This is a genomic window from Parabacteroides faecalis, from assembly GCF_022809355.1.
GTDB lineage: Bacteria > Bacteroidota > Bacteroidia > Bacteroidales > Tannerellaceae > Parabacteroides > Parabacteroides faecalis.
Window position 1 is genome coordinate 21,012 of sequence record NZ_JAKZMM010000014.1, and the last position, 26,097, is coordinate 47,108.

Here is a 26,097-nt window from a genome sequence, read left to right on the forward strand (position 1 = left end):
AACCCAAGAAAGAGGTCTTTCTCACACTTTGCACATCTGCGAGAAACGATTTAGAGGTCTTTCCCGCACTCTGCAAGTCGTGTAAAGCCAAAGAAAGAGGTCTTTCTCGCATTTTGCACGTTTTTCGGAATACTTTTTAGCGGACAGAATCTTTAGGTACAACCGGTGCAGACACAGAATCGGCAGGCAACGGAGGAGGTAACAGACGACGCCGGCGCTGGAACAACTCCGAGAAGCGCGTAAAGTCTTTCTTGAACATGATACCCACACCTTGTGTCGTAAGGGCTTGTTTCAAATACTGATACATGTCGTTGGCGTGATTGTAAGCCTTCAGGCGAATCTCGCCGCTTCGGGTCAGCTTATATTCCAGGTCAAACTCACCGATAATAGCATTCTTTTGGGTCGGATTATTCTTATATCCGAAGTTACCGTTAAAGATAAGTCGGTTGTTAAGAAGCTGACTTGAAAGCAACATCTCGACTTCGGTATCTGTAATGCCATCCTCACTGGCACGAATGTTCGTTCCGATCTGTACCTTGTCTGTTATATTATTCAGCAAGCTGGAAATCTGAGACGACAAAGCAGATGAAGCCACAGCTGTAAAATTGTTCGAGTTTTGTGCACCCGTATATTCGGGCGTATAGAATTTATTCAAAACCAAAAGATAGATAATCTGACGCGTCATCATATCATCGGTATCGATCAAACTCTTCATCTGGCGTTCCAACTCTTCATTCGAACCGGGTAATTCAAGGTCAAACGAAATACTGGGCTGACGTAACATTCCGTTCAACTGTAGCACACAGTTGACTGGAACATTCGTTCGAGCACTTTCCAAAGCCAAGCTTTGATCAAGGTCGCTCAGATTAGCTGTTACATTATAAATAGCATTGATGTCCAGATTGGCATTAAACGGGTCGCCATTGAAACTGATCATACTGCCATCCCGTATTTTAAAGTCCTTATGGATCAACTGCTGCAAACTGAAGTTGTAGTTACCGCTCTCTATTCCGAAATTACCAAAGATGCGGACATCCGAACGCGTACCGTATTGTATCTGCATACTTCCGCTTCCATAACCTTTGATACGGTCGCCGGCATTCGGATCAATAATCAGCTCAATATTGGCATCAGGTGTAATATCCAATAGGAAGTTCATGCGCAAATCCGATCCTTCCTCACTGGCAAACAACTCTCCAGCAATTGAATCACGCACGGCTTCTTCACGAAGCAAAGCCTCTTCGCGTAACTTCTTCTTATCAACGAAAGTGATGAAATCGTATTCTGAAGCTGTCGAATTACCCATAAAATTGAGATACACATGAGTATTGGGACGACTCTGCATATTGATATCGAAGTTCGTCACCTGTCCATTTCCATTAATCGCAGCCGTTCCTGTGCCATACACCTGACCATAAATCAGCGGATTCTGTTTTTCAGGGACATCATACATCAACATATTATTCGCCTGAACATTGACATGGTAATCGAAGTTCTTGAAATGAGCATGATTCACTCGTAAATCCACATGACCGGTATGATTAAACTTATCATAAAAGGCCAGATTACGTATCTGGATACTTGTTGTATCCAAATGAATGGAATCCGAGAATGTATAATAAGTATTTAAGAAACCAATGCCCATACCACCATCAGCCACATAAGCATCTCCTACCACATTCAAGGCCTTAAATGGACCAAAAAGATGGATTTTTCCGAATCCCCGTCCTTTCACTTGCTGAACTATCTTCTCCATAAAAGGCTGTAAGAAGGCAATATTAATGTCGTTAGCATCAAAATGTAAAGACAATCCAGGTTCCCGTTCTGGCGTCCGTACCGGATAGATATATCCACTTACATCAGTCCACGTTGAATCATTCTTATAGATACTTCCCAACATCAAAATACCACGTTGTGCATCGTCCCATTCATTAAACAAATTGAGGCGACCTAACCGTACATCATTGAAAGAGAAATCAGGAATCACCAAATCCGTACTTAACATCCGACTGCTGTAAAGGTCACAAATATTAAACTGGCCGGTAGCTTTCCCGGTAAATTTGACATTCTCGATATTCAGGATATCAAAGATATATCCCAGTTCGAAGTTATTCAAATCCAATTTTAAGGTATCGGTTACATCTTGAGATACCGTACCATTCAAATGCACATATTGCGAACCACGTTCTACTTCAAAATTATCGATACCAATTTTTCCTTTCCGCAAAGTCACGGATGAAGGGCGAACATACCAAGTCGTATCGTTAATCACTAGAGGTGTTTCATGCAAGGCTATTTCTGTTCTTAAGACCGGCTTGGAATCTGCAGCATCTTCTTCCGGCTCTTCCATCACAAAGCAAGTAGTAGCCGATAAGTCCACACTAAAACGCCGTTCTTTGTTGTTGTTCCACTTCACGAATGTATTCACACAATCATCCTTCGCATCCAAGTGTAAATCCAAATAATTCCGAAGACCTTTCGCATTATATTGAGTAGCTTTCAAAGCCAAATCCATCTTCTCTCCCGGATTACTACAATGTACATAACCACCTTCAAAGTTGGAAGTTCCCAATTGGAACTGGGGTAAATAGGCCTCGAAACGGAACTTATTATACGAGTTATTATAAGAACCGGCTATTCGCGCTGGTTGAATCATAGTGACCGGCAATTTCAATGTATGGCTTAAAGCCTCTGTATTCTCGATGGTCAACAATAAGGTAAAGTCATTCGCATCGAACTTCCCAGACATTTGTTTTGCATTAATCAATGCAGGAATATATCCTTTCAGGGTATTCATAAAGCTGGGCACAATTGTACCAAACGAATAAGCTCCTTTTACTTCTCCATTAATCAAATCGGAAGCAATCTTTAACTGACGCAATCCATTCTCCGTTCCCGCCTCGACCGACAACTTCTTCAAATAGAAACTATCTGGTTGTGTCTTAAACGACAAATCATCCACATCGATTCGTCCAACTACATTATCAATATTATTCCCGACAAAATCCGCATTCAGGGCAAACGAAATATCAGGTTCTTCAAATTTATCCAGTAAATGAAGTTTATCCGGCTTAAAGTGTTCCAGATCGATAGACAGGTTTACCACCGTATTTTCTCGTTTGCTCTCTACAAGTCCATTTACCAATAACGATACATTCGGATCTTCAACTTGCAAACTTCCATCAAAAGCATTTCGTTTGAAGTTTCCAGCTAATCGGATATCTTGATATGTATAATCCTTATAGTCCAGTCTTTCTACATTCGCTTGAATATTTCCTGCGAAATGTCCACCTTCCGGACGTTTGGCATCAATTTCGATTCCACATTTAGCCTTTCCCAGCCGAGATTTTTCTCCAAGCAGTTCTCCTAAATTCAATTCGTCTGTCAAAACACGTCCTTTCAAGAACGCAGCTACTTTTTTCTCATGATTACGTCCAAAGATCAAATCCGTCTGCAAAGAACCAACTGCAGTTGATAACTTACCGTACGCCACCAGATTATCAAAGAAACCGGAAATTTCTCCTGAAAAATTGATTGTCCCTAACTTTACAAAAGGCGAAGGAAGCTGTACCCTATCCTTACTGAAGTTATTCAACAAATCATTCAACCCAACAGTCGTTATGTACATCTTGCTGACTTGTCCATAGACATAAGCTTCCTGAGGATGAGTAATACCTTTCAAATCCATCTTTCCTACCAGAAGCATCTTTTTACCATAACGCAAAGTCAGATTCTTCAGACCAAAATGATTGATATGCCCATCTGCCTGGGCATAGATTTCAATAGAATCCGTAAAATTCCGAAAAGCAGGAACAAATGCCGATAAATCTTGGAGACGAACATGAGAGGGAGCAATCCGTAAAGACAGATCTGCCTTATCAATAAAATTAGAAGCAGTACTATCTACTTCCGTCAAATCCACCTTAGCTTCTGATATCCGCAAATCAGTTTGAGGCAAAGCGATCTTAAAATCCTTCACATGAATGCTGTCTGAATTTCCTACGACTGATAACGAAAGTCGATCCAACGAAAAACCGGAACCTTCGGTTAAAGACAGCTTCTTTATTTGCGCATGAATACTATCTTTCCTCAATGCCTTTAATGAGATCTTGGCACTCAAATCACGAACATCTACATGCTTGGCATTAAATTTCCCGGGAGTCGTAGGAACGTCTTCCACGTCATAGCTAAAATGTCCCTGACGAATCAGGACTGTATTAAACCGCAAGTCGATATCCAATTTCTTTTTGGGCAGCGTGTCTTTTGAAGCAAAAGCATCTATCACAAACTTTAAATTCAACGGATCTGAAGCTGTCTTTTTACTTAAATGAACATGCGGACCAAACAACCGAACTGTATTGAAAGTCAGTCGTCCCTCAAACAAAGGTAAAATATCAAACCCGGCAGCCACATGATTGGCCTTAAACAGTACCTTTCCTTGTTGATCTTCCAAATATAAACCTTCCAGCACCAATCGATTGAACCACTCTATATCTACGCGTTCGATCTTCACGGGCACGCCCAAACGATGAGACAATTCTTGCGTTGCCGTCGTTGCAATTTCTTTCTGCACAAACGGAATATTGACCAAAAGGCTTGGCACTACATAAAGAATCCAAACCAGCGAGAGCAAAAATATTACTATGTATTTTAGTCCTTTAATAACGCCTCCGATTAAATTTAAGGACAAAAATAAAACAATATCGCGATAGATTTCGTTATTTTGCAAAAAAAACAAGAGAATATGAGTATAACAATTCTTGGTATCGAATCTTCATGTGACGATACCTCTTCTTCTGTCATTCGAGACGGTGTTATGTTATCTAACGTAATTGCCAGTCAGGCCGTACATGAAGCATACGGTGGTGTAGTTCCGGAATTAGCCTCGCGTGCCCACCAACAAAATATTATTCCCGTTGTTTCGGAAGCGATCAAAAGAGCAGGTATAGATAAATCTCAAATTGATGCTATAGCTTTTACCCGTGGTCCAGGATTAATGGGATCTCTTTTGGTTGGAACCTCATTTGCCAAAGGTTTCTCTGCCGCGTTAGGTATTCCGATGATTGAGGTAAACCACCTGCAGGCACATGTTTTAGCCCATTTCATTAAAGAAAGTGAAGATGATAATCATGCTCCTTCTTTTCCTTTTTTATGTCTGCTTGTATCGGGAGGAAATTCTCAGATTATCAAAGTAAACGCTTACAATGACATGGAAGTCATCGGACAAACCATTGATGATGCCGCCGGTGAAGCTTTCGATAAATGTGCCAAGGTAATGGGACTTGGATACCCAGGAGGTCCGATTGTCAACCGGCTTGCCAACGAAGGGAATCCAAAAGCCTTTACTTTCAGTAAACCGCATATTCCGGGTTACAATTATAGTTTCAGCGGACTAAAAACGTCATTCCTCTATACGCTAAGAGATGAATTGCAGAAAGATCCGGACTTTATTGAAAAGAACAAAAAGGATTTATGTGCTTCTCTTCAAGCAACCGTTATCGACATCCTCATGCATAAACTAAGGATGGCAGCCAAAAATTTAAACATCAAAGAAGTAGCTGTTGCTGGTGGCGTTTCAGCCAATTCAGGTTTGAGAGATGCCTTCCTTGATCATGCGAAACGATATGGTTGGAAAGTACACATTCCCAAGTTCTCTTTTACAACCGACAATGCAGCCATGGTTGCTATTACAGGATATTATAAATACATGGACAAAGAATTTTGTCCGATGGATGCCGCTCCATTTTCAAGAGTACAAATATGATTGTAGAAGAATTAGCCATATTGCTTCAGAAACATCAACTCTCAATGGGAACAGCAGAGAGCTGTACTGGTGGGAAAATTGCTCACAAGATAACGAGCCAGGCTGGAAGCTCTGCTTATTTCAAAGGAGGAATCGTTTCGTATTGCAATGAAGTGAAACAACAGGTCTTGGGTGTTTCAGCTGCCGATCTGGAAAAGTTTGGAGCTGTAAGTCGTCCTGTCGTCGAACAAATGGCATTAGGCGCTATTCGTGTTTTAAACTGTGATTGCGCTGTTGCTACTTCAGGCATAGCAGGTCCAGGCGGAGCTGTTCCCGGAAAACCAGTAGGAACAGTTTGGATTGCAGCAGCCTATAAAAATCAGGTAGTAGCAGATTGCCATCATTTCCCCTTCGACAGAAGCGGAAACATCGAGGCAGCTGCCGAAACAGCCCTTGTCAAACTTTTAGGGTTATTGGAAGAAAACGGAATCAAATGATATCCTTATTCAAATCATCATTCTGATCATCATTTTTTAAAACTCGTTGGAATCAATTTTAATTCCAACGAGTTTTAAAAACGAATCTAACGAATTCTATTCAACCTTATTACTAGAAAGTTTTTTCATTCGCCATATTCCACATATTCAGGAAAGAAGCCTTCGTAATATCCACCAATTTATTCCAATTGATACGTTCGGAATGATCAGTAGGCATATGATAATCCGGATGTCCGTTTGTATGATACCAAATAATAGGAATGTCTAACTTAGCAAACGAAGTATTATCACTTCCTCCAACCGGACGATCCCAAGGACGATAATCAGGCTTTAATTTTAATCCATACTTTTGTATATCTTCTTTCAGCCACTCACCAAAAGCCGGATGTGATTCCGTATAAAAGTAAACTACATTCTCAGGATTTGATTCATCACTATTCCGTCCAATCATATCAAAGTTCAAATATCCCTTTACCTTTTTCATGTCAGGAAAACTTTGAACAAAGGCACGTGATCCCAACAGCCCTTTTTCTTCTCCATCCCAAAAAGCAAAGATCACATTTCGTTCCGGCTGTTCTCCAGTTGCCAAAAACGCCCTAGCAATCTGCAAAACGGCAGATACCCCAGAAGCATTGTCGTCTGCACCGTTATAGATCTGGTCACCGTCCAACATCGGATCAATACCTAAATGATCATAATGAGCTCCCACAATTACATATTCATCCGAGTTCTTACCCGGAATCATTCCCAGAATATTTTTCAATGATAATTTCTGATGTACTTCATTCTTCAATTTTACAATCGAATCCGGCTCAACCTGCCACCGCTGTCCCTTTTTCTGACGCTCGGCATGATAGACATCAAACGGATGGTAATATGAATCGCCTACCGGTTGAATACCCAGCGACTTCAAAACAGAGACAATATAATGTCCAGCGATACGACTTCCGGGAAATCCGGCCTCACGACCTTGCAGCTCATCACTCGCCAAAAATTCTACATGAGCTTCGGCGGTTAATCGATTGATTGATTCTACTCCTTTTTTCTCGGCATTTTCAGCCCACAAGGAAGTACCCATAAACAAGGAAAGGCAAAATAAAGCAGCTTTTTGTTTCATATTTTATTTGTGTAATTGATTAAATTTGAGACAAAGCTACAAAAAATCTCCAGAAAAATACAGACATAAAAAAAGGATCTTCCTTCGTGCCACATTTTGCACTCGAAAGCTCCCGACCTCTTTATCTCTTACCAACCTTTCCGGTGGCAAGAGATTCCCTCATAAATCTTTAAACTTTACCTATTATAACCCTTGTAATTAATTACCTGCAACTGTAGAAAGATTCAACGAATTTTCCAAACGACGAATCTGTGTATTCAACATCTGGCACATCAAACCATTCTTCATTGCCTGATAACGTTTCACCTGATAACGCAACATTTCTAATGTTTTCGTTACTTGTTCATTTTTTTCATTCATATCCATTTTGGTTTTTATGCCTCACGCCTGAGACTGATTAATACTAAATAAACCTAAACTCTCTTATTGTCTTATTTCGATGCAAAGATAAATAGTTATTTCTACAACTATGCTATAAAACATATTAAATAATTATCATTTTTCATTTTTTAACCACTCAATGTAATTCATAAAGAGTCTTTAAAAGATAGATTCCGATCTTTTCCCTTATAAAGGAACAATCTATTTATAATTATGTTGTCTCCACCCGTATAAATTCTATGGAACAAAAGCTCTTATTAATCAATTTCATTTCTACAAATCATCCAATATTTGCGCATTTGCTTTATCTACTATAGAATTATCCAAAGAAGCCAGATAGATCTGAGTAGTTATCTCAGAATCATGTCCCATCCCTTCACTGATAACCGAAATCGGAATATTCTTATCTTTTGCAGCACTCGCCCATGAATGCCGAGCACAATATAAACTTAAAGGAATCGATATTTCACTCAGTCTTGCAATAACTTTCAAATATCGGTTTATGCTTGACATGGTATTTCTATAAAGTTTATAAGTATCCTGATCTGGATATTTAAGAATAGGTAAAAGATAGGGAATAAGATCGCTAGTTGGATACTTATCAACTATTTCCTGCATACACTTTTCCCATTTGACAACTAATTGTTGTCCGGTCTTTCGTCTACGATAAAACAAATAACCATTCTGAAGATTATTCTTTTTCAGATAAGCCATATCAATAAAAGACATTCCACGGGTATAAAAACTAAACAAAAACATATCCCTGGCAAAATCCAAATGAGGCTGTATCGACAAATCCAATTGTTTTATTCTTTTGATTGCTGATAATGATATGGCACGCTTAACAGTTTTATCCACCCCTGTATACACATGCTTAAAAAGATTTTGCTGTTCGACAAGATTCTTTTCCAAAGCCCTATTATATACCGCACGAAGAATACGCATATAGAAAGAACTTGTATTTCGTACGATACCCTTTTTCAGAAGATAAGCTTCATAAAGTTGTATCAGATCAGAATCTAATTCCGACAAAAATATATCTTCGTAATGCCTAAACTGCATAAAGCTATTTAAAGTATAAGAATAGTTTTCGGCCGTACGAAGTTTTCCCATTTGTTCCAAATGGATAATAATCTCTTTCATAAAACTAAAAAAAGATTGTTCCCCCGTTTTATTTCGAAACGAACGAATAACATCATCAGCTGTATACTTTATATTTAGTTTATCCAAACGCCCGATGATCACATACAATCTTTTTAAATCCCTTTTCATATACACATTCAACGAAAGAAGAAAATTTCTTCGTTCAGTTGCTTTCACCAAAATATTCCCTCCTATCTCATCCCATTCCTCTGAATATATCCGATAATCTGTCTTTAACTGGCGGCTAACACAATTCTGAATAATTTGATAATAGATAACGCCTTCCTTTCCTTCTACAGCAGAAGGTTTAAATTTCACTCTTACACTTGCCATATTTCTATCTGATTTAAAATAAGAAAACATCAAAGTAAATAAACAAGAAGGGAATTACGGGTATTACAGATCTCCTTTATTTTTGTCAACTTCATTCTCTACACACGATGTTCCTTGAGATTCTCCACCTTCTCCACAATCTCTTTATAGCATTAATTATTCATTACTGAAAGGGAACCCTAGCCTGCTAACACGAGAATCATATTCATTTTCAATTCGGCTTTTATACTATAAAAGGCATTATAATAAATAAACACAACTAATCTAGAGGAAATATTTTGCCGTTTTTTGCGTGCTTTTGGAAAACAAAAAATCCCGATTTCGCTTGGAAATCAGGATTTTACTGTCTTTTGCTTTTCTTCAAAGTGGTGCCACCAGGAATCGTAATCTAACGATAAGTGGCTGAATATCTTTGATGTATCTTTTAGCTAAAGACGTAATCTCCCGCTATTGCTCCACCAGAGGCTTGCTATATTTTGCAGTGCCTTGCGGAGTCGATTTCCTATTATACGACAAAGGTAACGCTTTATTTTGAAATACAAGCAGATGCCTTGTGTTTTTGCTCCACCTTAGTTAGAATGAATCATTCTCTTAGATTTAAATTTATAATTGTTTTTCTGCTAAACCTATAAACGTAATGTCGATGTATCTTTGAGGCCAAAATGTTATTCTTTATCAATTCTATCCTTGAGTAAGAATATGCAAAGCATAAACAAGATTTTTTAGATTATACAAACATTATTACCAGACAAAAAAATAACTGAGAAAAGATTAATAAGAATCTAATAGCATTCGATGATAAGATAAATTAATCAATCGTTCAATATTGTTGTGATAATCAGTTTCTTATAAATATCTTAAATCTTTAAGACTGAAATTTTTTATAATTTAATTTAAGAAAAAAATGGAGTGCCATTTGTTTGTATCACATATTCAAAACTTACTTCATCATTCTGATCTCCTCGTGTGTCATCTTTTATTACCAGTATTTTAAGTGCAGAATAAAACCCATTAATATTCTGCAATATGACTATTTGTCCAATTTTAGGAGTTCTTACCCGTGATGAATTATCATAAATACGAGCATCTACAATTTGTTTTATTTCTAAACAGTCTTTTACTAAGGCTATATTATCAACACTTTCCGAATCATTATAAATGTGTATCCTTTCATTGCTCGCCTTTGAAAAACACAATTCAAACATCAACTCATCTTGTCCTATGCAGTATCTTCCATTGTTATTTGAATAATCGAATGTTACTTGACCTTGAACAGCTGGTGAAAAGTATTTCTCATTTTGTGGTATAAATTTCTGCTTTGAAAAGTTTTTGATATTCTCAAATGGATTTTTCCCTATTGGAGGAATTGGAAGTACTGGTTCATCTAGAATATCTCTTAACAATTCCTCATACTTAGTTTCATAAAGATTAGGATCACAAAAATCAATGTATTGTCTACCAGCTAAAAATGTAGGCACCTTCTTATTTGTTTTATTATTCTTTATTAGAGGAATGACCCAATCTTTATTTTGATCTTGAAGATATTCTGCTGATATGATTTGTTTTTCATATCCTGCACCACCTGTACCATTATTTGCTTTCTCAACATATTTCTCAGAACATATACAAATTACTCTGTGCGCTTTAGTTAGACCTTTCTCCATAAAAGCAGCCAAGTTACTGCCTAATTTGATATTCCATCTATCTAAAATAACGTCAACTCCATTAGAACGCAATCTAGTTGCTAATTGCAAAACCCATTCTTTATGTTCATCATTATCATGAGAATATGAGATAAATACTTCTGGAATCATATTAAGCGCGTTTTAATTACTAAAAACAATATTTTGAATTTATAAATCCTAATCATTATCTATATATTCTAATTCAGTTCGTATAGAACTTAACAAGCCACTAAACCAATCGGATACTTGCTTACTTGATTCTATAGAGGTAGAATGAGTCATATCATCCTCCCATTTCCCTTTCATTGCAAAATGGAATTTTTTTAATGATGCGACTTGCTCTTTCTCTGGTTCAAGAATGGCCATAAATCCATTCTCGCCAAATTCTTTTGCATATTCATTAAAAGTATTTGCTACGGAAGTATCTGATGTTATATGCCAGTGAGGTTGTGGATGACAAATTTGTTCATTATCATAATCATCCCATTCTGCCCTAAATAGCTGAATAATTTTTTCGCTTAATGATTTAAATACAGATATGGAGATTGAACACTGAGTAATAACAATATCTGCTTTTCTTTTTCCTTTAGGAACTCTAGAATCAAAAACAAACTTAACCTCAATATAAAGATAATACCTACCAAACCAATGGCATACATCGACTTCAGAATCAGCATCTCCATCTAATCTATTGACAGCCTTAAAACTTCCAATATTATTAAATATCAGAAGTTTATGACCGTCTTTTTTGTATGTTTTTAATAGGAAACCATTTCCAATAATTAGCTTGCACTTTTCATTTAAGTTCGGTATAAGTTTATCATAATCCTTTATCATATTCTACTCCAAACAATGTTTTAGCTAGTTCGTTAATTCGTTCTGAATAAAAGTATGAGCCATCTTCAGAAATTGCCTTCCCAAGTGCAACTAATTCTAAATATAACCTCGATTCTCTGAGCCCGAGATTATTAACATTTGGGATCGGTATTGAATTGGTGTATTTCGCGGCGAAGTCATACCAATCTCCACCAGCCAATTGTCTAGCGTATATAGAAAGTAGTTTTTCAAATGAAGAACTTGAAAACAGGGCAAGATAAAAGTAGTAATCGGATTGCTTAAATTCTTTTTTAGGAATCCAAGCATATCCCCGTTCAATCACATAATTTCCTTTTACATCAAGAGAAAATGATTTGGTAGTTCCAAATTCAGTTGAAACTAAACGGCACTCTTTCTTTAGAAGCCACTCTCTATGACGACTTAAAGCCCACCAATAATGTTTATTATTTAATGAAGAGCGATTCTCTAATTTGTTCTTGTGTTTTATTAATCTCTGAAACGTATTAGGGCATTCAACTTTTAGCTGTTCTTCAGATGTTATAATTAATCCTGAATTATCATATGGAAACCATACATAATTCTTAGCTTTTAATTTGGAAAATGAGATAGCCTCATTATCAATGGATTTTCTATAATATCTTTTCTCATTGGTTGACAGTTTTTCATATTCATCTGATCCAATGATAAAAATATCATTGCCTCCAGTTCTAATCCCTTGCTTTACAGTGAAAATAGATTGAAGTCTTACAAGATGTCCATTCAAAAGTGCATCATTCAATTTATCTTTGAAAAGTGCATCTTGTTTTGAAACAATTTTCCAAGATCCTTGAGCGTCGGGATATGAAACAGGCGAATAAATACTATATTTTTTTGTGTCTTTTTCAATTAGGCCACTCGCTTCTATTTTTCTTAATGAACATAGAGCTTCTTGTGCAACTCCATTTTCATTTCTGCACCATAATAATTTAGGTGTTACAAAAACTTCTGTAAGTTTCTGACCTACGTATAAACTCACGTCAGTTAAAGCATTATCAAAAATAAAATTACCTAGCTTTGCTGCAAAATAAGGATGAATTTCTTCTTTTAATTGATTCCGAATTCCTTTATAGGCATCTGATTCAAACAAAGAAGTTGGTGTTACACATCCTAAAATACCATTGTCAGGTAATGCATCAATCGCTTTCTTAAAGAATGCAATAGCTTGATTAGGTTTTGATACTTTTTCTGACAAACAGCTTGACACAATTTCTCTTTGATTCTTATTTAATAATTCCCAAGAAGCAAAAGGTGGATTCATTAGTATTATATCATTATCAGTTCCCCAATTTTCTACCAATGAATCTTGAACGAGGCGTAAATCAATTGACAACTTATCATGCCAAATGTTTTCTTTTTCATAATTCAATAAGAATTTAGATGTACTAATAGCGCTTTCTGAACAATCCCAACCTTTTATAGTAATGTGTCCATTATATTGCTTATCATATAGTTGCTTTAATACTTCCATCAAGAATTCGGCTGAACCACAAGCTGGATCAAAAATTGTAATATTTTCCTGATCTAAATTCCTTCTTTTTAAACATTGTTCTACAACGCTCCTAGCGACATACTGTGGAGTATAGTGCGAACTGGAGTATTCTCTTGATGAGGTTATAATTTTACTACTTATATCTCCAAACAAATCCCTGTCTGAGTAAAAAGTTTGAACAACCCTATGCGCTTCTTGAAAGATAGGCCCGGAGCAATGTCTAAGTATTATACCTAAATCAGGTTTAGCTTTTCCTATTCCATTTTTAAGTTCATCAACAAATACTTCAAATTGATTTGGAAGCCTTACATTTGCAATAGCCCATTTTTCATAATCTAAATGATTTAGGTCATTCTCAAGAGATATTAAAAGGGTATATAATAGGTTAAGTGCTTCTTGAGGCGAATTTTTTTCGCGAGTAATATTCCTCATCTTTCGGAATAAATTAATCACGAATGGAACGACATCGTTACCAGTATAATATGTCTGTTTACCTAAATAATTGTAAAATGCGATAATATTGTTTTCAATGTCATTAATTTTTATTTTTTCTGGATTAGATTTTAGCCAATTATATATTATAACACGATTGTCTGCAACAGCTAAATAATTTTTTGTATTTGCAGACCATGCATATGAATTAAACTGATCTATGTCATTGCCAGGATTTAAATCAATGCAAAAATCCTTCTGCCCACCATTTAATAAAGCGTATTTATCTCTATTAGTAGGCTTTATGTACATGGGAAATAAGCCAAAATTCTTCCGCCAACTATTAATGTCTCTTATATTAAACATACCGTGCACAATAAAAAACAATATATTGCAAGTTAATATATTGCAAATATACTTAGAATCAGGTAAACTCCTTTATTTAATATAGTTTTTTTGTATCTTTTAATTTTATCAGAGATAAAATTAAAAGATACATTAGTAGCCTGTGTGATACAATTTTCTATAGTTTTTTAGTTGTGCTAGTAAAAACAGAAGCTTTTACCTACGATACAGTTTATCTACCATGTTATCTAAATTCTCGATAATTTTATTTGCATTTTCATTTTTTGCTTTTAATGAAATGATCTGATTCACTAAATCCTCAATTATTTTTCGCTCTTTAAGAGTAGGTATAATAATGGGAAGTGGCTTAAGTTTTTCTAATTTGACTTGTGGAAATACTCTATTGCCTTCTTTTACATTTTGCTCATATATATTTCTTATATATTTTGAATTTAACAATCCACATAGATACTCATATGATAGTTTATCAGTATACTCTGATTTAATTATTCCTGCTTGAATACTACGTCCAAACCAAATTCCTTTATAATCTACTGCACATATAGGATGAGAGGCTGTTTGTCTCCACAATAATTTGGGAGATATGCTAAAATAATGCTTATTCAGAATTACACGTTCTCCGTCTCTTAATGAAATATTAGGACGGCAGAATCTTGATGTATGATTAGATATATTAAAACTATCAATATCAACACCCTTCCAAAATTCAACATCTAACGATGATTCTTTTTCTCCTTCATATAGGAGTCTTGAACTTAAATCAGATTTTCCTTTTTGTGAAAGTCCCACTTTAACTCGTTGGTAATTTATACCTGCATCTTTGAATTTAAGGATGGAGCCCAATTCTATAATGTTCTGAGGAAATAGTTTAAGTTCTTCAATAAAAGAGTTATTTAGTGTTGTCTTCCAATATTCTTGTGGAATATTCTTAAATTTAATGTCACTTAATATTTCCTTAGAGTTTTGAGCTGTAACAATATGTGTCAAATCAGCAAAAGATGTTACGGTATGAGTTTCTGCAAAGCATTTACATAAACAAATTGCCACAGGAACTACAGCATCTATAAATATATTCTCACCTAAATCTATGATTTGGGCTATGTTAAAATTTAATAAAACTCTTCTTAAATCCCCATAACGAGGTTGACGCAAAAATGTATTAGGTGTTATGTAACAAAGTATACCACTATTTCGACAAATAGACAATCCAAAATTATAAAAGTATTTATAGATATCTTTATATCCATGTGAAGTGTTAGGATACAATTTCTCATATAAGTAAATTAAATCATCAATATTGGCTCCATACGGCGGATTACCAATTACAATATCAAAGCCATTCCTGTTATCATTACGATTGAAGACATCACTAAACCAAGTGTGCCAGAGGAAGAATTTATCATTTTCGGCAAGATTGATTTGTTTCAGTTCATGGAGAATAGTAGAGTTGTAGTATTGTGCCTCTAGTTGTTTTTTGATGGTGCCCGAAATCTCTTGTTGTAGTTTTACCTTTTTGTCATGCTCGCTACAAGAATAATATGCCAATAGCAGATGTGAGACTGTTTTTTGCAAACGGTTTTTCTCATTATCGAAAAGCGAGATTTCCCCTTTATCTTTCTTGTGTTCCTTTTCATAGGTAAGTTTGCTTAAGTCCACACCCATGAAACTTTCAATAAGCGAGTTACCCTGCATAATCTTATAGTCGAGATTGGGCAATGGTGATGGAGTCTCCTCATCTACCACGATGGAGAGCCAAAAACGTAAGCGGGCAATATCAACTGCACCTTTCTCAATATCTACTCCATAGATATTGTTTTGGATAATGCTCTTTTTGATTTCGGCACGGTCATAATAATCGCCACTCAAAACCTCACGACAATGTAACAGTTCATTAAGTAAACCCATAGGAAATGCTCCTGAACCAATGGCGGGGTCACAAATCTTCACCTCTTCAAGTGCTGTAAGAAGTTTCGGTTTCTTATTCTCTGGAATATCCTTAACTCCCTCTTCTGGTGAAAGTACGAATTGACGAATTTTGTCTTTTGCTATACTTGTATTGGTTTCGAGGTAGGCAATAAGTGACTCCTGACACATATAGCGTACAATCTCTTTCGGTGTGTAGAATGCTCCTTTGTCCTTGTTGTCTTCAAGTAAGTTTTCGAAGATTTTACCCAACATTTCTGGATCTACTCCCACTTCGGCATCGTTGGGGTCATTCTCGTCAATGGTAAAGTTGTATTCACTGAAGAATTGGAACAAGCGTTTGAAATAATCAGCAGGGAAACGACTTTCGGGTTCGTCTTCCTTATCACGCTCAAATAAACCACCATTTAGGTATGGAATATCTTTCCATTCATTAAGTAGTGATTTATCCCAATCGTAATCGGCAAACAGGGCTGCACGCTCGGCAGGTTTAGTGTTCAAGATACCGAAGAATAACGGTTCAAGCACTGAGTCGAGATAATCGTTTTTGTACGGTGAGTTCTCAAACATATTCTGCATATAGTTGAGGTCGCCACATATCCAACCTTTGCGTTGCAAGAAATGAAGGAAGGTGATGCGACCCATCATCTTCTTTACATAATCACGGATTTTCTTTTCGTTGTAGTCAAACGCTCCCATCAATGCTGCATTGGGCTCACTAAGTCTTTTCTCTTCCCACTTACTGCCCACCTTAACAAAACGCTTACCTGTAATATATTGGATAAAGTCGGCGTATTGCTCGCGATATCTGTCGAAGAACTCATCAGAAAGGGCTTCAACAGAGAATGCAGATTTCAAATTTTCAAATGAAATACCTTTTTTCTTTAAGAAGTTGAAACGCTCAATAGGCGTTCTGTATAGCAAATCATCACTACCAAAAACGTATGTATATCGTTTAGGCGATGTCGCTTCTCCCTTGATATCACAAATAAATGACAAACGCCAATGGTCGCCACTATCAAATACCACCAATGCGGCATCAAACTCCCCCCAAGTCGGATTGATGAATGACTTTACAAGATTGCGTAGCCCTATACGCCTGTTTGCAACAGAGCCTTTTGTAATATTGTAATGAAATAAACCGATACGATAACTGTCTGTAGTATCTATATTTCCCAAATAGTAACCATCATCAGAGGTGCTTCCTATGATCCTTTCTGGTTCTTCTTTCAATTCGGTTGCATTGAAAAAATATTGTAGGAAAGTGTACCACTGAGTCAGATTGAAAGATGATCGGAATAGTTTTCTCAAAATATCCGGTGTATATGTAGCTGTCATAAAAATATTTACTTAAATGATTCTGATATAATGATTTGAGGATTAGAAATATCTTGGGCATCATGGCGTTGTTCTTTGTCCATCGTCTGATATTCTCCAAGTAATTCCGATATTTTGTTTTGCAAGCTATATTCGTCTTGCTTCATTTTAGAACGGTCGTTTTTGTACTCTCGTGATAAAGCCTTCAGATAGCGGGGAAGTTGGGCATATATACCCTCATTGATGTATCCCATCAGTACATCGCATTTCGATTTCAGCTCACAGTCGGTGGTTATTTGCTTAATGGTCCGCAGAAATTTATTAGCTTCAAGCGAAGTCTTGTCAAGGTCTGTGCGATTGATAGATGATGTATCTGCAGCCTCTACATAATCGGTTGTATATTGAGCCAATGCGCTATTGACATGTTTGTAGTGTTGTTTCTCATTAGTAAATTGTGATGGTTGTTCTTCGGGCCTTGCTTTGAGATACTTTACTGCTTCTAGGAAGTCAATAATTTCAATACCAGTTTGAGTAGCCAGATAAAACTCGGTCTTGACATTGGAAGAAACAAAGATGACTGACTTTCCACTATGCTTTCCCGTATCACGTATTACTCTGCTCTTCATTGGCAAAGCCTTAATCTTGTGATATAGTTTACGGTCTCTCTTGTAGAGCTCACGCACTTCACGCAATAGGGCAATTTTCTTATCGATACTGTCCTTTACATTGTTGTCAAACATTTGGAACTCCTTTACAATCTCTTCCTTAGAGTAGATTTGAGCATCTTCGCCAAATGCTGAGTGAAACCCCTGTAATTTAACAAGAGCGTTTTTATAGAGTTGAATTTCCTTGTCGCCCTGTTGCGATGGGTAGAACATATAGTTATAGATATTCGTAGCAACAGAACCGATACGGTTTACACGACCTATACGCTGCATTAAACGTGTGGCATTCCAAGGCGAATCGTAATTGACAATTACATTGGAACGATGCAAGTTCACACCTTCGGCCAATACATCAGAAGTAATAATGATGTTGTACCTCATTGAATTACTGTCAAAATTGGCATCGAAATTCTCTTTGATAGTCTGTCCCAAACGGTTGCGGTTGCTTGCTGTTACCATCAAAACATCTGTGCGACCAATCTCTTTTGTTAATCTATCGTATAAGTAATTCAATGTATCGACACTTTCAGAGAACAACACCAATTTGCCAGATGGATTGATGGTCGTATCAAAAAAGACATTAGTAAGGTTTTCTCGGAACTTGTCAAACTTCGGATCATCATTCTCTTTCGCCCAATCTGCATTGAGTTGCTCCAATATCTCACGATCATGATGGAGCATTTCAAGAAAATCAGAACTAAAAGCATTGGCTGGGAAGAGAATATCTTCAGTTGCATATCCTTTTGCAATGGCATACTCGATAATTTCATCAAGTTCCATATTCTTTGCTTGCAGGTCTTTCACCTTCAAATCGGGGGCGATGATCACCTTGTCCTCATCGAACATCTTAATCATATCAGTTGTAATACGAAGAAGTGTTCGAAGCGACTTCTTGAAAGCATAGAAACTACTTTCCAATCTCTTTACCATATGAACACGGTAAATGGCAGCCAATGTCTGACCAATATGTACAGCATTCTTATACTTGCTACGATATTCAGGTTTCAAAAACTCAACAGCACGATAGCGGGCATAGGTTAGTCCCTTGCCTTCTGGATTTTCATCCGTTTTCCCATCAGTCAATTGCTTAAGCGTCTCATAGAAGCGGTTGCTTGTATCTGAGCCCATTACATACTCCAATTCATTCGGTGGTAGAATATTTGGGAATATGATACCCTGTGATTTAATATCTGCCTTATAATCGGGATCGTTGAGTATATTGTTGCGTGTACGGCGTACTGTTACCTTATCAATAACCTTACTACGTATCTGCTCATAGATTTTATCCACCTCAGCAGTAACATCACGCTGGTCACGCTCCCGCATCAATCTCTTATATTCATAGATAAGCGGAGCAAAGAAACCTTTGAGGTTGGGAACTCCGTCAATGGTACAGTTTTGGCTATTTTGGAACAATAGTAACTGATTCTGTAAATCATCAGGGCGGTTGTTGAGCGGTGTCGCAGAAAGAAGCATTACCTTCTTTTGAGTGCTTTTCAGCAAGCCCATATTCAGGCAGGGGGATTTGCATATCTTTTGCAACTCATCATATTTGCCAGAACTGTCGCTGCGGAAACTATGGGCTTCATCGACAATGATTAAATCAAATTCCTCTTTGTCCTTGTAATTGTCTTTACTTTCAAGAACCTTTGACAGACTGCCATTAGTAATGAATTGAGTTTTCTTGTATATTCCGAAAAGTTTGAATGTATTTCGCCAGTTATCTTCCAATGCAGGGGGATATACAACGAGGATATTGGTGTTTTTACCGTTAGCCTCTACAAAACGTTTGGCTATCATTGTTGCAATCATAGTCTTTCCTAACCCCACGACATCAGCAAGGAACAAACCATTATGCTGCATCAGCATCTGATATCCCTGAATAACGGCATCTCTCTGATATTTCAAATCCTTGACACCATCAGGCAGCTGAATGGAGAAGTCATCTTCCACTTGGTCGCCAAATGTATCAATAAGTACTTTGATGTATAGTTCGTAGGGAGTAGGCTGATAGCCCAAGTATGTATTCTTTCTATACTCTTCAATATCTTTTGCTGTCAATGGAACAGCTTCGTTCCATAAAGCCCAAAATTCATCTGAGCAATACTTTACATCATCAAAGTCCTTCATTGCCACATTGAGTTCGTACTGTGGAAGCTGTTTGATCCCCAAGCCCGAATCAGAGATATTGGAAGAACCCATTATTACCCAACCATCGCTATTCTCGCTATGGTTTTGTGGCAGGCATAAGTAAAATTTAGCGTGCAGATTTTTGGTTGCATGAATACGCATTTGCAAACGTCCGGAAACAAGGTCTTCACACATCTGCAATATGCCTTCCTCTACTTCGGGAGAATATCGAGCATTTACAATATCCTCTTTGAAACCGTTGTGATAGATTTCTTTTGCTTTATCTTCATCAGCAAGCATCAAAAGAGCCTTGTTATGCTTCCGGAAAATATCATCAATATTGATACCTACCAATATCTTGATTTCTGATATATTACCTAATTCTTTACGCAACTTGAAATATCCAGATGAACGAAAGAAGCCCACTACAGCTAAAAAACGTTCGAATGTTACCATCTCCGCCGCAATACCTTTTAACTTATCAAAAAGAGTATTACCCGGTATATTATTGAAAAACTTTGTACTCATAATTTTATACTTAATACAAAGCCCCTCCAAACAAAATACAATACATGAATTTATTCTCTCTTAGACAGAGGGAGATTTCAGGCTATAAGGCTGATTTGCTGATGAATTATATGTAGAATTGCTAAACAACAGTTGAAATTCAATGACTTCCGGATAAAAATCCAACGGCCGGAATTGCAGGATTTTCAATAAAATGTATAACTTTGCGCAAGAGTGAGTCCCTCTGTCTAAGAAATGAATGCTTTTGCTAAACATTCTCCAATCCTACAGACTTTTCAGAATTTGTGCGTTAGCTTTGTCCACTACGGAGTTATCTAATGAGGCCAGATAAATTTGTGTAGTCGTCTCGGAATCATGTCCCATTCCTTCACTGATAACCGAAATCGGAATGTTCTTGCCTTTGGCTGCGCTTGCCCATGAATGACGGGCACAGTACATGCTCAGAGGAACGGATATATCGGCCAGTCTGGCTATTTCTTTCAGGTTTCGGTTTATTCCGGACATGACATTTCTGTAATGCTTGTGCGTATCCTTAAAAGGATATTTCAATACCGGCAAAAGATAAGGACTGAGGCTGTCTTCCGGTTTTTTGCCGACAATCTCTTGCATACATTTTTCCCACTTGATGACCAGCTGCTGACCGGTCTTTCGTCTGCGATATGATAAGAATCCGTTCTGAAGATCTTTCTTTTTCAGGTGAGCCATATCAATGAACGACATGCCACGGGTATAGAAACTGAACAGGAACATGTCCCTTGCAAATTCCAGATTAGGCTGTAAGGACAGATCCAGATTCTTCATACGCTTGATGGCGGATAAGGGAACAGCACGCTTGACGGTCTTGTCCACTCCCGTATAGACATGCCTGAAAGGATTGCGCTGTTCCATCAGTTCCTTTTCCAAGGCACGGTTATATACCGCCCGAAGAATACGCATGTAGAACGAACTGGTATTCCGTACGGCACCTTTTCCATGAAGATAGGCTTCATAAAGCTGCATCAAGTCCGAATCGATTTCAGACAACAGAATATCCCTGTCTCCTCTGAACTGCATGAAACTTTTCAGGGTGCAGGAATAATTTTCAGCAGTGCGTATCTTGCCCATCTGTTTTAGACGGGCTATGATGCCTTGCATGAAGTTGAAAAACGACTGTCCCTCTGTATTGCTTTGAAAAGAAGCGACAATATCATCTGCTGTATATCCGGCTTTCCGGTTATTCAGTTGACGGATAATCATGTCCAGTCGTTTCAAGTCCCACTCCATGCGTTCCTGCAAGGAAAGAAGCAGATTGCTTCGTTCCGAACTACCGACAATGATACAGCTTCCAGCTTCGTTCCATTCGTTCGTAAATATCCGGTAATCCGTCTTTAACTGACGGATTACACGGTTTTGGATAATCTGATAATAGATGGTACCTTCCTTTCCCTCTATGGTGGAAGGTCTGAATTTCACTTTGACACTGGCCATGGGCTTACTTTTTAGATTTGTCCGTAATAGACTTGTCCTTGATGGATTTCGCCTTACTGTCCAGTTCTCTCGCGGCCTGTTCTTTCAGCCGTGCCTGCTCGGTCAGGGTGGCCTGTCTCCGTACTGCTTCCTCGTAGGCTTCCACGTCCTCACGCATCTGTTCTATCCGTCCGTTATCCCGGTTCGGTCCAAAGAGGTTTTCAAGTTCCACGAGTTGCTCGGGGGTAGCCTCTCCTTTCATCTTGACATAACGGTACTTCAGATCATTATCGACTTGTGCGTTATCTGTTCTCGTCGAAAAATAGAGCGCCACGGACAGGGCCACGATTGCCGCGAACATCACGGAAAAACTCCCAAGGATGTACGGGGATTCCAAGCTCAGGCTGAAATGATGGTTGATGTTGCTTGTCTTGACGGCATTCTTCCTGATTGTGTCATTGGTCTCACAAAACAGGTTTTCCACTTTCTCCTGGTTCTGCCGCTGTTCATTATGCATTTCCGACAAGACCTGTCCAAGTCTTTCCTGTGACGAGTTTTTCCTGTCCATGGAAACCATATCGTTCTTGATGGCGGCAAGGCCTTCGTACACGCGAGCCAACAATTTGCGAAATGTCTCATGACCTTTCCGGACTTCATTCAGCACGGACTCATCCTGTGTATTATTAACTGTCGGGCTGTTGCCTTCCGGCGAGGGGACGGACAACCCGTTGATTTTGTCCTCGATTCTTTCCAGGCATCCGAAGATGCTCTCGATACATTCTTCCATTTTCATATTCCTGAAATTTTAATGTTCATGAATAATTTGAATGGGAAAGGACGGACTACAATCCGAAACCTTTCCTTTTTTGTCTCTTTTTCCTGTGTCTGCGCAAGAGTTCTTCCTGAGATAACGGCTCTTCGGGAGCGGTGCCGCTTGTCGGGCTGAACAGTCCCGGTCCCGTACTTTCGAGAAGATGGCCTCCGTCTGGTATCCTTTGCTGCACCTTACGTTCGGATTCCTGTTGGGATTCCGAAGTCTTCCAGCCCAGCCGGGCATTCAGTCTGGCAAAGCTGAACTCCCGGCTGATCTGTGAAGCCTTGAAGGTCTGCCCGTCCTTGGTGAACCGGATTCCCTGTATGTCCTCCGGCCTTTTTATCTCTCGGGTACGCTTTACAAATTCCAGCCTGATGCCCCGGCGAAGCAGATAATCGTTGAACTCTTTCCATGTTCCGGAGTGCTTCAAAGCCTCCTTGACGGCATTGAAGATTTCGTATTTTACACGTTCCGAAGCATGGAGTTTCTCCACGTTAGTCTTGCCCTTGTCCTCGGCGTATGTCAGCCCGTACTTGTTCTTAAGTAGTTTTGTGGCGATTTCGTTACGTTTGTAATCGCCTTGGGAAGAGATTACCTTGCCGTCATACCCGATGCGGTTATAGACCAGGTGGCAGTGCGGATTGTCCGTGTTATGATGCCTTACCAGGATGAACTGAGTGTTTTTTATCCCCATCAGTTCCATATATTCCCGGGCTATTTTAGCCATAAACTCATCCGTCAGCAATGCCTTGTCTTCCGGTTTGAAGCTCAATGCGATGTGCCCGACAGGCTGTTTTATCTTCGGATTAAGCTCACGCTGGTAGTTGAAACTGTCCGTTATTTCCCGGATATTTTCCAGCAGTACACCGTCTGAGTCGATGATTTCCGCGTTGTCCTTGCCCATCACGTAGCGGATACAGCCGCCGAAGGATTTCCCTTTCTTGATCTTGCCAATCATGACGGCCTCCTTTCTCCGTACCTGTACCGGACAATAATCTCCTTGAGTTTCTGCAGGAGTTCTGTCACCGTCCTTTGGGTACGGTGGAATCCGGCCTGATGGGACAGACGGGTCAGCTGGTTCAGGTTGTTCGCCATACCCGTGAGGCTGCGTATGACGGCAGTCTCCTCGGCAGAGTGCCTGGCCGTTATCGTCGTCTCAAAGGCTGATACGCGGAGGAATTCTGCCAGCGTGAGGTTGGCCTGTCTGCTGCGTCGGCACAACCGCTCATAGTCTATCTTGGAGAATTTCACTGTAACGGCTTTGCTGAGTTTGCACACTCCGCTTACTCTGGGGCGTCCCCTCGGTCTGTTTTTCTTTCTGTCATTCATATTTTCTTCGTTTGATTTCTGATTATTCTTTTTCTCACAATCTGCGACCATCGGGAGCGGATTGCCTCCACTCTTCGGGAGTGGAGCGAGGTTTTTCGGGATGCCCGAAAGATAACCTCGCTAACTCCCAAAACTGAAGTTTTGTCCGTTACCCCCTCAGGCTGGTTGCTGACAGTCTGAATACTGTAATGACTGGAGTCAGTAAACAAGTCGGTCATTCCGGAAAATGTCACAGCTTTCGCCACTGTTCGAAGTCCTCCGAGTAGATTTCAAGATGCTGCCGGGCGATGTTCTCAAGCAATCCGGAAACGCTCATTTTACGTCCTCCTAACCTACGGACAAACTCGTCCAGCCTGTCACGTACCTCACCGCTAACAAATACAGGCTTGCGGTCTTCTATTCTCGGAACCATAAGAAAGGTTTTCCTGTATTCGTCCAGGGAAAGTTTTCTCTGTCTGCTGCTTATACGACGTTGAGATGCGGGAACAGCTTCCTCTTTTCCGATTGATGGTTGCTGGTTCTCGGATGGGGTATCGGTCCGTTCTACCGTGCCTTTTGATTTCTCTTTTCCGGTATCATTCAAGGATGATTCCATGGCAGTTTCAATGCCGCCATCTGACGGGAGTATGAATGACATGTCCGTACCTGTCATGGCCTCCCATTCTTCTTTGGTCAATTTCTTTTTTGTTACCATACATTTTTGATTTTAATCGGTTTACTCACTGGTCTCGGTGCGCACCTTGACTCATTGTCGTGAGCAAAGGAAATGTGTATAGTGAACAGAATCAAGCAAATGGAGGTACCGTGGCAATTATGTTACCCTATGCACTATACCGATTGGGCGGTCGGTGCTGCCTGCCGTGATTTGCCGGAGTGATTCCTATATACCGGATTGTTCAAGCGGATTCCGTTTATGAAGAAGGCTCATTGTATGCACTTGATATGTAACATGATGTCATTCCGGGCAACGCATCGTCACCGGTCTGAAAATCCATTGTAGTGTGATTTCTACTGCTTTTATTTGCAGTGGGAACAGGATAAAACAGTCATATTTCCAGCCGAGAATAGGACGACGATACATGATGGAATATCGGCTGTAAAAGACCTGTTCTGTTCCGGAAATTTGAATATATGTTTAACTAGAAAATAAAGAAGACAATGGAAATCATCAGCTTTGAAAAAAGGACTTTCGAGGAGATTGCCGCCAAGTTGGATCGTTTCGTTCAGCGGGTGGAAAGCCTGTGCAGTGAACACGGCGGGAAGGAAACAAGTGAATGGATGGACAACCACGAGGTCTGCCGCAGGTTACGTATCAGTCCGAGAACCTTGCAGACCCTGAGGGATAACGGGACGCTTGCCTTTACCAAAATCGGAAACCGGACTTATTACCGTCCTGACGATGTGGAACGGGTAGTCGGCAACGTGGAGGACAAACGCAAGGAAGCGCGCTGGAAAGGCAAGACCATTTGAACGAGTACAAAAATAATGTATAACCCTATATCAAACGCGTATGAGTAATGAAATCAGAGAAAAGGACCACGAGTGGGTAAAGACATTCCATTCGAATTTCGACAGGCTGCTGGCCCTGCTCGAAAAGTTGTTGGAGAAACGGCAACCGTCTGCCTATGGCGATGAACTGCTGACAGACAAGGAAGTGGCATACCTGCTGAAAGTAAGCCGGAGAACCTTGCAGGACTACCGCAACAACGGCATTCTGCCTTACACACAGGTAGGCGGCAAGATTCTCTACCGGGCTTCCGACATAGAAAAGACACTGATGAAAGGCTACAAGGAGGCGTACCGACTTAATGAATAAAATCGGTATCACTCTATTGGAATCTGTATCACTTATCAAACAGGAGGTGATGCAGATTCTATTTGTT

General features: G+C 39.0%; 18 protein-coding genes. 4 read left to right on the top strand and 14 right to left on the bottom strand.

Annotated elements, in window-relative coordinates; genetic code table 11:
• Positions 1-136: 136 nt before the first annotated feature.
• Entirely contained in the window at positions 137-4,603 is a 4,467-nt protein-coding gene (locus MUN53_RS07145) for a translocation/assembly module TamB domain-containing protein (protein ID WP_243324435.1), read from the bottom strand.
• 141 nt (positions 4,604-4,744) lie between these two features.
• Here MUN53_RS07145 and tsaD point away from each other — a divergent pair, with 141 nt between their 5' ends.
• Together tsaD and MUN53_RS07155 are read left to right on the top strand one after the other, a co-directional pair.
• Positions 4,745-5,764 (top strand): tRNA (adenosine(37)-N6)-threonylcarbamoyltransferase complex transferase subunit TsaD, encoded by a 1,020-nt coding sequence (tsaD, locus tag MUN53_RS07150; protein ID WP_243324321.1) that lies wholly within the window; start codon positions 4,745-4,747, stop codon positions 5,762-5,764.
• A complete protein-coding gene (locus tag MUN53_RS07155; RefSeq protein WP_243324324.1) occupies positions 5,761-6,240 on the top strand; it encodes a CinA family protein in 480 nt (159 codons plus the stop codon). The genes tsaD and MUN53_RS07155 overlap by 4 nt, the downstream gene beginning before the upstream one ends.
• A 112-nt stretch (positions 6,241-6,352) precedes the next feature.
• Here MUN53_RS07155 and MUN53_RS07160 read toward each other — a convergent pair whose 3' ends face one another.
• The 13 genes from MUN53_RS07160 to MUN53_RS07220 all read right to left on the bottom strand — a co-directional run bounded on the left by MUN53_RS07160 (position 6,353) and on the right by MUN53_RS07220 (position 24,908).
• Positions 6,353-7,318 carry a M20/M25/M40 family metallo-hydrolase gene (locus tag MUN53_RS07160; protein WP_394803054.1) on the bottom strand — a complete coding sequence of 322 codons (966 nt, stop codon included), beginning with the start codon at positions 7,316-7,318 and terminating at the stop codon, positions 6,353-6,355.
• A gap of 237 nt (positions 7,319-7,555) precedes the next feature.
• Complete coding sequence (locus tag MUN53_RS07165; protein ID WP_022455868.1) at positions 7,556-7,717, bottom strand: hypothetical protein; 162 nt, start codon at positions 7,715-7,717, stop codon at positions 7,556-7,558.
• A 294-nt stretch (positions 7,718-8,011) separates the two neighbouring features.
• A complete protein-coding gene (locus MUN53_RS07170) occupies positions 8,012-9,214 on the bottom strand; it encodes a tyrosine-type recombinase/integrase (RefSeq protein WP_243324326.1) in 1,203 nt (400 codons plus the stop codon).
• A gap of 893 nt (positions 9,215-10,107) precedes the next feature.
• Complete coding sequence (locus MUN53_RS07175) at positions 10,108-11,028, bottom strand: toll/interleukin-1 receptor domain-containing protein (protein ID WP_243324328.1); 921 nt, start codon at positions 11,026-11,028, stop codon at positions 10,108-10,110.
• Between the two features lie 48 nt (positions 11,029-11,076).
• Positions 11,077-11,736: a hypothetical protein gene (locus MUN53_RS07180; protein WP_243324329.1), complete on the bottom strand. Its 660-nt coding sequence runs from the start codon at positions 11,734-11,736 to the stop codon at positions 11,077-11,079.
• Positions 11,720-14,062, bottom strand: coding sequence for an N-6 DNA methylase (locus MUN53_RS07185; RefSeq protein ID WP_243324330.1), 2,343 nt, complete (start codon positions 14,060-14,062; stop codon positions 11,720-11,722). Before MUN53_RS07185 ends, MUN53_RS07180 begins: the two co-directional genes overlap by 17 nt.
• A 195-nt stretch (positions 14,063-14,257) precedes the next feature.
• Complete coding sequence (locus MUN53_RS07190) at positions 14,258-17,323, bottom strand: Eco57I restriction-modification methylase domain-containing protein (RefSeq protein WP_243324331.1); 3,066 nt, start codon at positions 17,321-17,323, stop codon at positions 14,258-14,260.
• An 8-nt stretch (positions 17,324-17,331) separates the two neighbouring features.
• Positions 17,332-20,625: a helicase-related protein gene (locus MUN53_RS07195; RefSeq protein WP_243324332.1), complete on the bottom strand. Its 3,294-nt coding sequence runs from the start codon at positions 20,623-20,625 to the stop codon at positions 17,332-17,334.
• 264 nt (positions 20,626-20,889) lie between these two features.
• Positions 20,890-22,092, bottom strand: a complete 1,203-nt coding sequence (locus tag MUN53_RS07200; protein ID WP_243324333.1) for a site-specific integrase — start codon at positions 22,090-22,092, stop codon at positions 20,890-20,892.
• Positions 22,093-22,096: 4 nt separating this feature from the next.
• Positions 22,097-22,864, bottom strand: a complete 768-nt coding sequence (locus MUN53_RS07205) for a hypothetical protein (protein WP_178254895.1) — start codon at positions 22,862-22,864, stop codon at positions 22,097-22,099.
• 49 nt (positions 22,865-22,913) lie between these two features.
• Positions 22,914-23,843, bottom strand: coding sequence for a relaxase/mobilization nuclease domain-containing protein (locus MUN53_RS07210; protein ID WP_243324338.1), 930 nt, complete (start codon positions 23,841-23,843; stop codon positions 22,914-22,916).
• Positions 23,840-24,214: a plasmid mobilization protein gene (locus MUN53_RS07215; protein ID WP_243324339.1), complete on the bottom strand. Its 375-nt coding sequence runs from the start codon at positions 24,212-24,214 to the stop codon at positions 23,840-23,842. The genes MUN53_RS07210 and MUN53_RS07215 overlap by 4 nt, the downstream gene beginning before the upstream one ends.
• Positions 24,215-24,443: 229 nt before the next feature.
• Positions 24,444-24,908: a DUF3408 domain-containing protein gene (locus MUN53_RS07220; RefSeq protein WP_243324340.1), complete on the bottom strand. Its 465-nt coding sequence runs from the start codon at positions 24,906-24,908 to the stop codon at positions 24,444-24,446.
• A 464-nt stretch (positions 24,909-25,372) separates the two neighbouring features.
• Between MUN53_RS07220 and MUN53_RS07225 the strand changes: the two genes are divergently transcribed.
• Together MUN53_RS07225 and MUN53_RS07230 are read left to right on the top strand one after the other, a co-directional pair.
• A complete protein-coding gene (locus tag MUN53_RS07225) occupies positions 25,373-25,684 on the top strand; it encodes a helix-turn-helix domain-containing protein (protein WP_243324341.1) in 312 nt (103 codons plus the stop codon).
• Positions 25,685-25,724: 40 nt separating this feature from the next.
• The gene (locus MUN53_RS07230) at positions 25,725-26,030 is read left to right on the top strand and encodes a helix-turn-helix domain-containing protein (RefSeq protein ID WP_009125781.1); all 306 of its coding nucleotides are present in this window, start codon (positions 25,725-25,727) and stop codon (positions 26,028-26,030) included.
• Positions 26,031-26,097: the final 67 nt, after the last annotated feature.

Excerpts from the sequence above, each read along its gene's own strand:
- tsaD (WP_243324321.1), top strand. The coding sequence starts at position 4,745 with ATGAGTATAACAATTCTTGGTATCGAATCTTCATGTGACGATACCTCT.
- MUN53_RS07155 (WP_243324324.1), top strand. The coding sequence starts at position 5,761 with ATGATTGTAGAAGAATTAGCCATATTGCTTCAGAAACATCAACTCTCA.
- MUN53_RS07160 (WP_394803054.1), bottom strand. The coding sequence starts at position 7,318 with ATGGGTACTTCCTTGTGGGCTGAAAATGCCGAGAAAAAAGGAGTAGAA.
- MUN53_RS07165 (WP_022455868.1), bottom strand. The coding sequence starts at position 7,717 with ATGAATGAAAAAAATGAACAAGTAACGAAAACATTAGAAATGTTGCGT.
- MUN53_RS07170 (WP_243324326.1), bottom strand. The coding sequence starts at position 9,214 with ATGGCAAGTGTAAGAGTGAAATTTAAACCTTCTGCTGTAGAAGGAAAG.
- MUN53_RS07175 (WP_243324328.1), bottom strand. The coding sequence starts at position 11,028 with ATGATTCCAGAAGTATTTATCTCATATTCTCATGATAATGATGAACAT.
- MUN53_RS07180 (WP_243324329.1), bottom strand. The coding sequence starts at position 11,736 with ATGATAAAGGATTATGATAAACTTATACCGAACTTAAATGAAAAGTGC.
- MUN53_RS07185 (WP_243324330.1), bottom strand. The coding sequence starts at position 14,062 with ATGTTTAATATAAGAGACATTAATAGTTGGCGGAAGAATTTTGGCTTA.
- MUN53_RS07190 (WP_243324331.1), bottom strand. The coding sequence starts at position 17,323 with ATGACAGCTACATATACACCGGATATTTTGAGAAAACTATTCCGATCA.
- MUN53_RS07195 (WP_243324332.1), bottom strand. The coding sequence starts at position 20,625 with ATGAGTACAAAGTTTTTCAATAATATACCGGGTAATACTCTTTTTGAT.
- MUN53_RS07200 (WP_243324333.1), bottom strand. The coding sequence starts at position 22,092 with ATGGCCAGTGTCAAAGTGAAATTCAGACCTTCCACCATAGAGGGAAAG.
- MUN53_RS07205 (WP_178254895.1), bottom strand. The coding sequence starts at position 22,864 with ATGAAAATGGAAGAATGTATCGAGAGCATCTTCGGATGCCTGGAAAGA.
- MUN53_RS07210 (WP_243324338.1), bottom strand. The coding sequence starts at position 23,843 with ATGATTGGCAAGATCAAGAAAGGGAAATCCTTCGGCGGCTGTATCCGC.
- MUN53_RS07215 (WP_243324339.1), bottom strand. The coding sequence starts at position 24,214 with ATGAATGACAGAAAGAAAAACAGACCGAGGGGACGCCCCAGAGTAAGC.
- MUN53_RS07220 (WP_243324340.1), bottom strand. The coding sequence starts at position 24,908 with ATGGTAACAAAAAAGAAATTGACCAAAGAAGAATGGGAGGCCATGACA.
- MUN53_RS07225 (WP_243324341.1), top strand. The coding sequence starts at position 25,373 with ATGGAAATCATCAGCTTTGAAAAAAGGACTTTCGAGGAGATTGCCGCC.
- MUN53_RS07230 (WP_009125781.1), top strand. The coding sequence starts at position 25,725 with ATGAGTAATGAAATCAGAGAAAAGGACCACGAGTGGGTAAAGACATTC.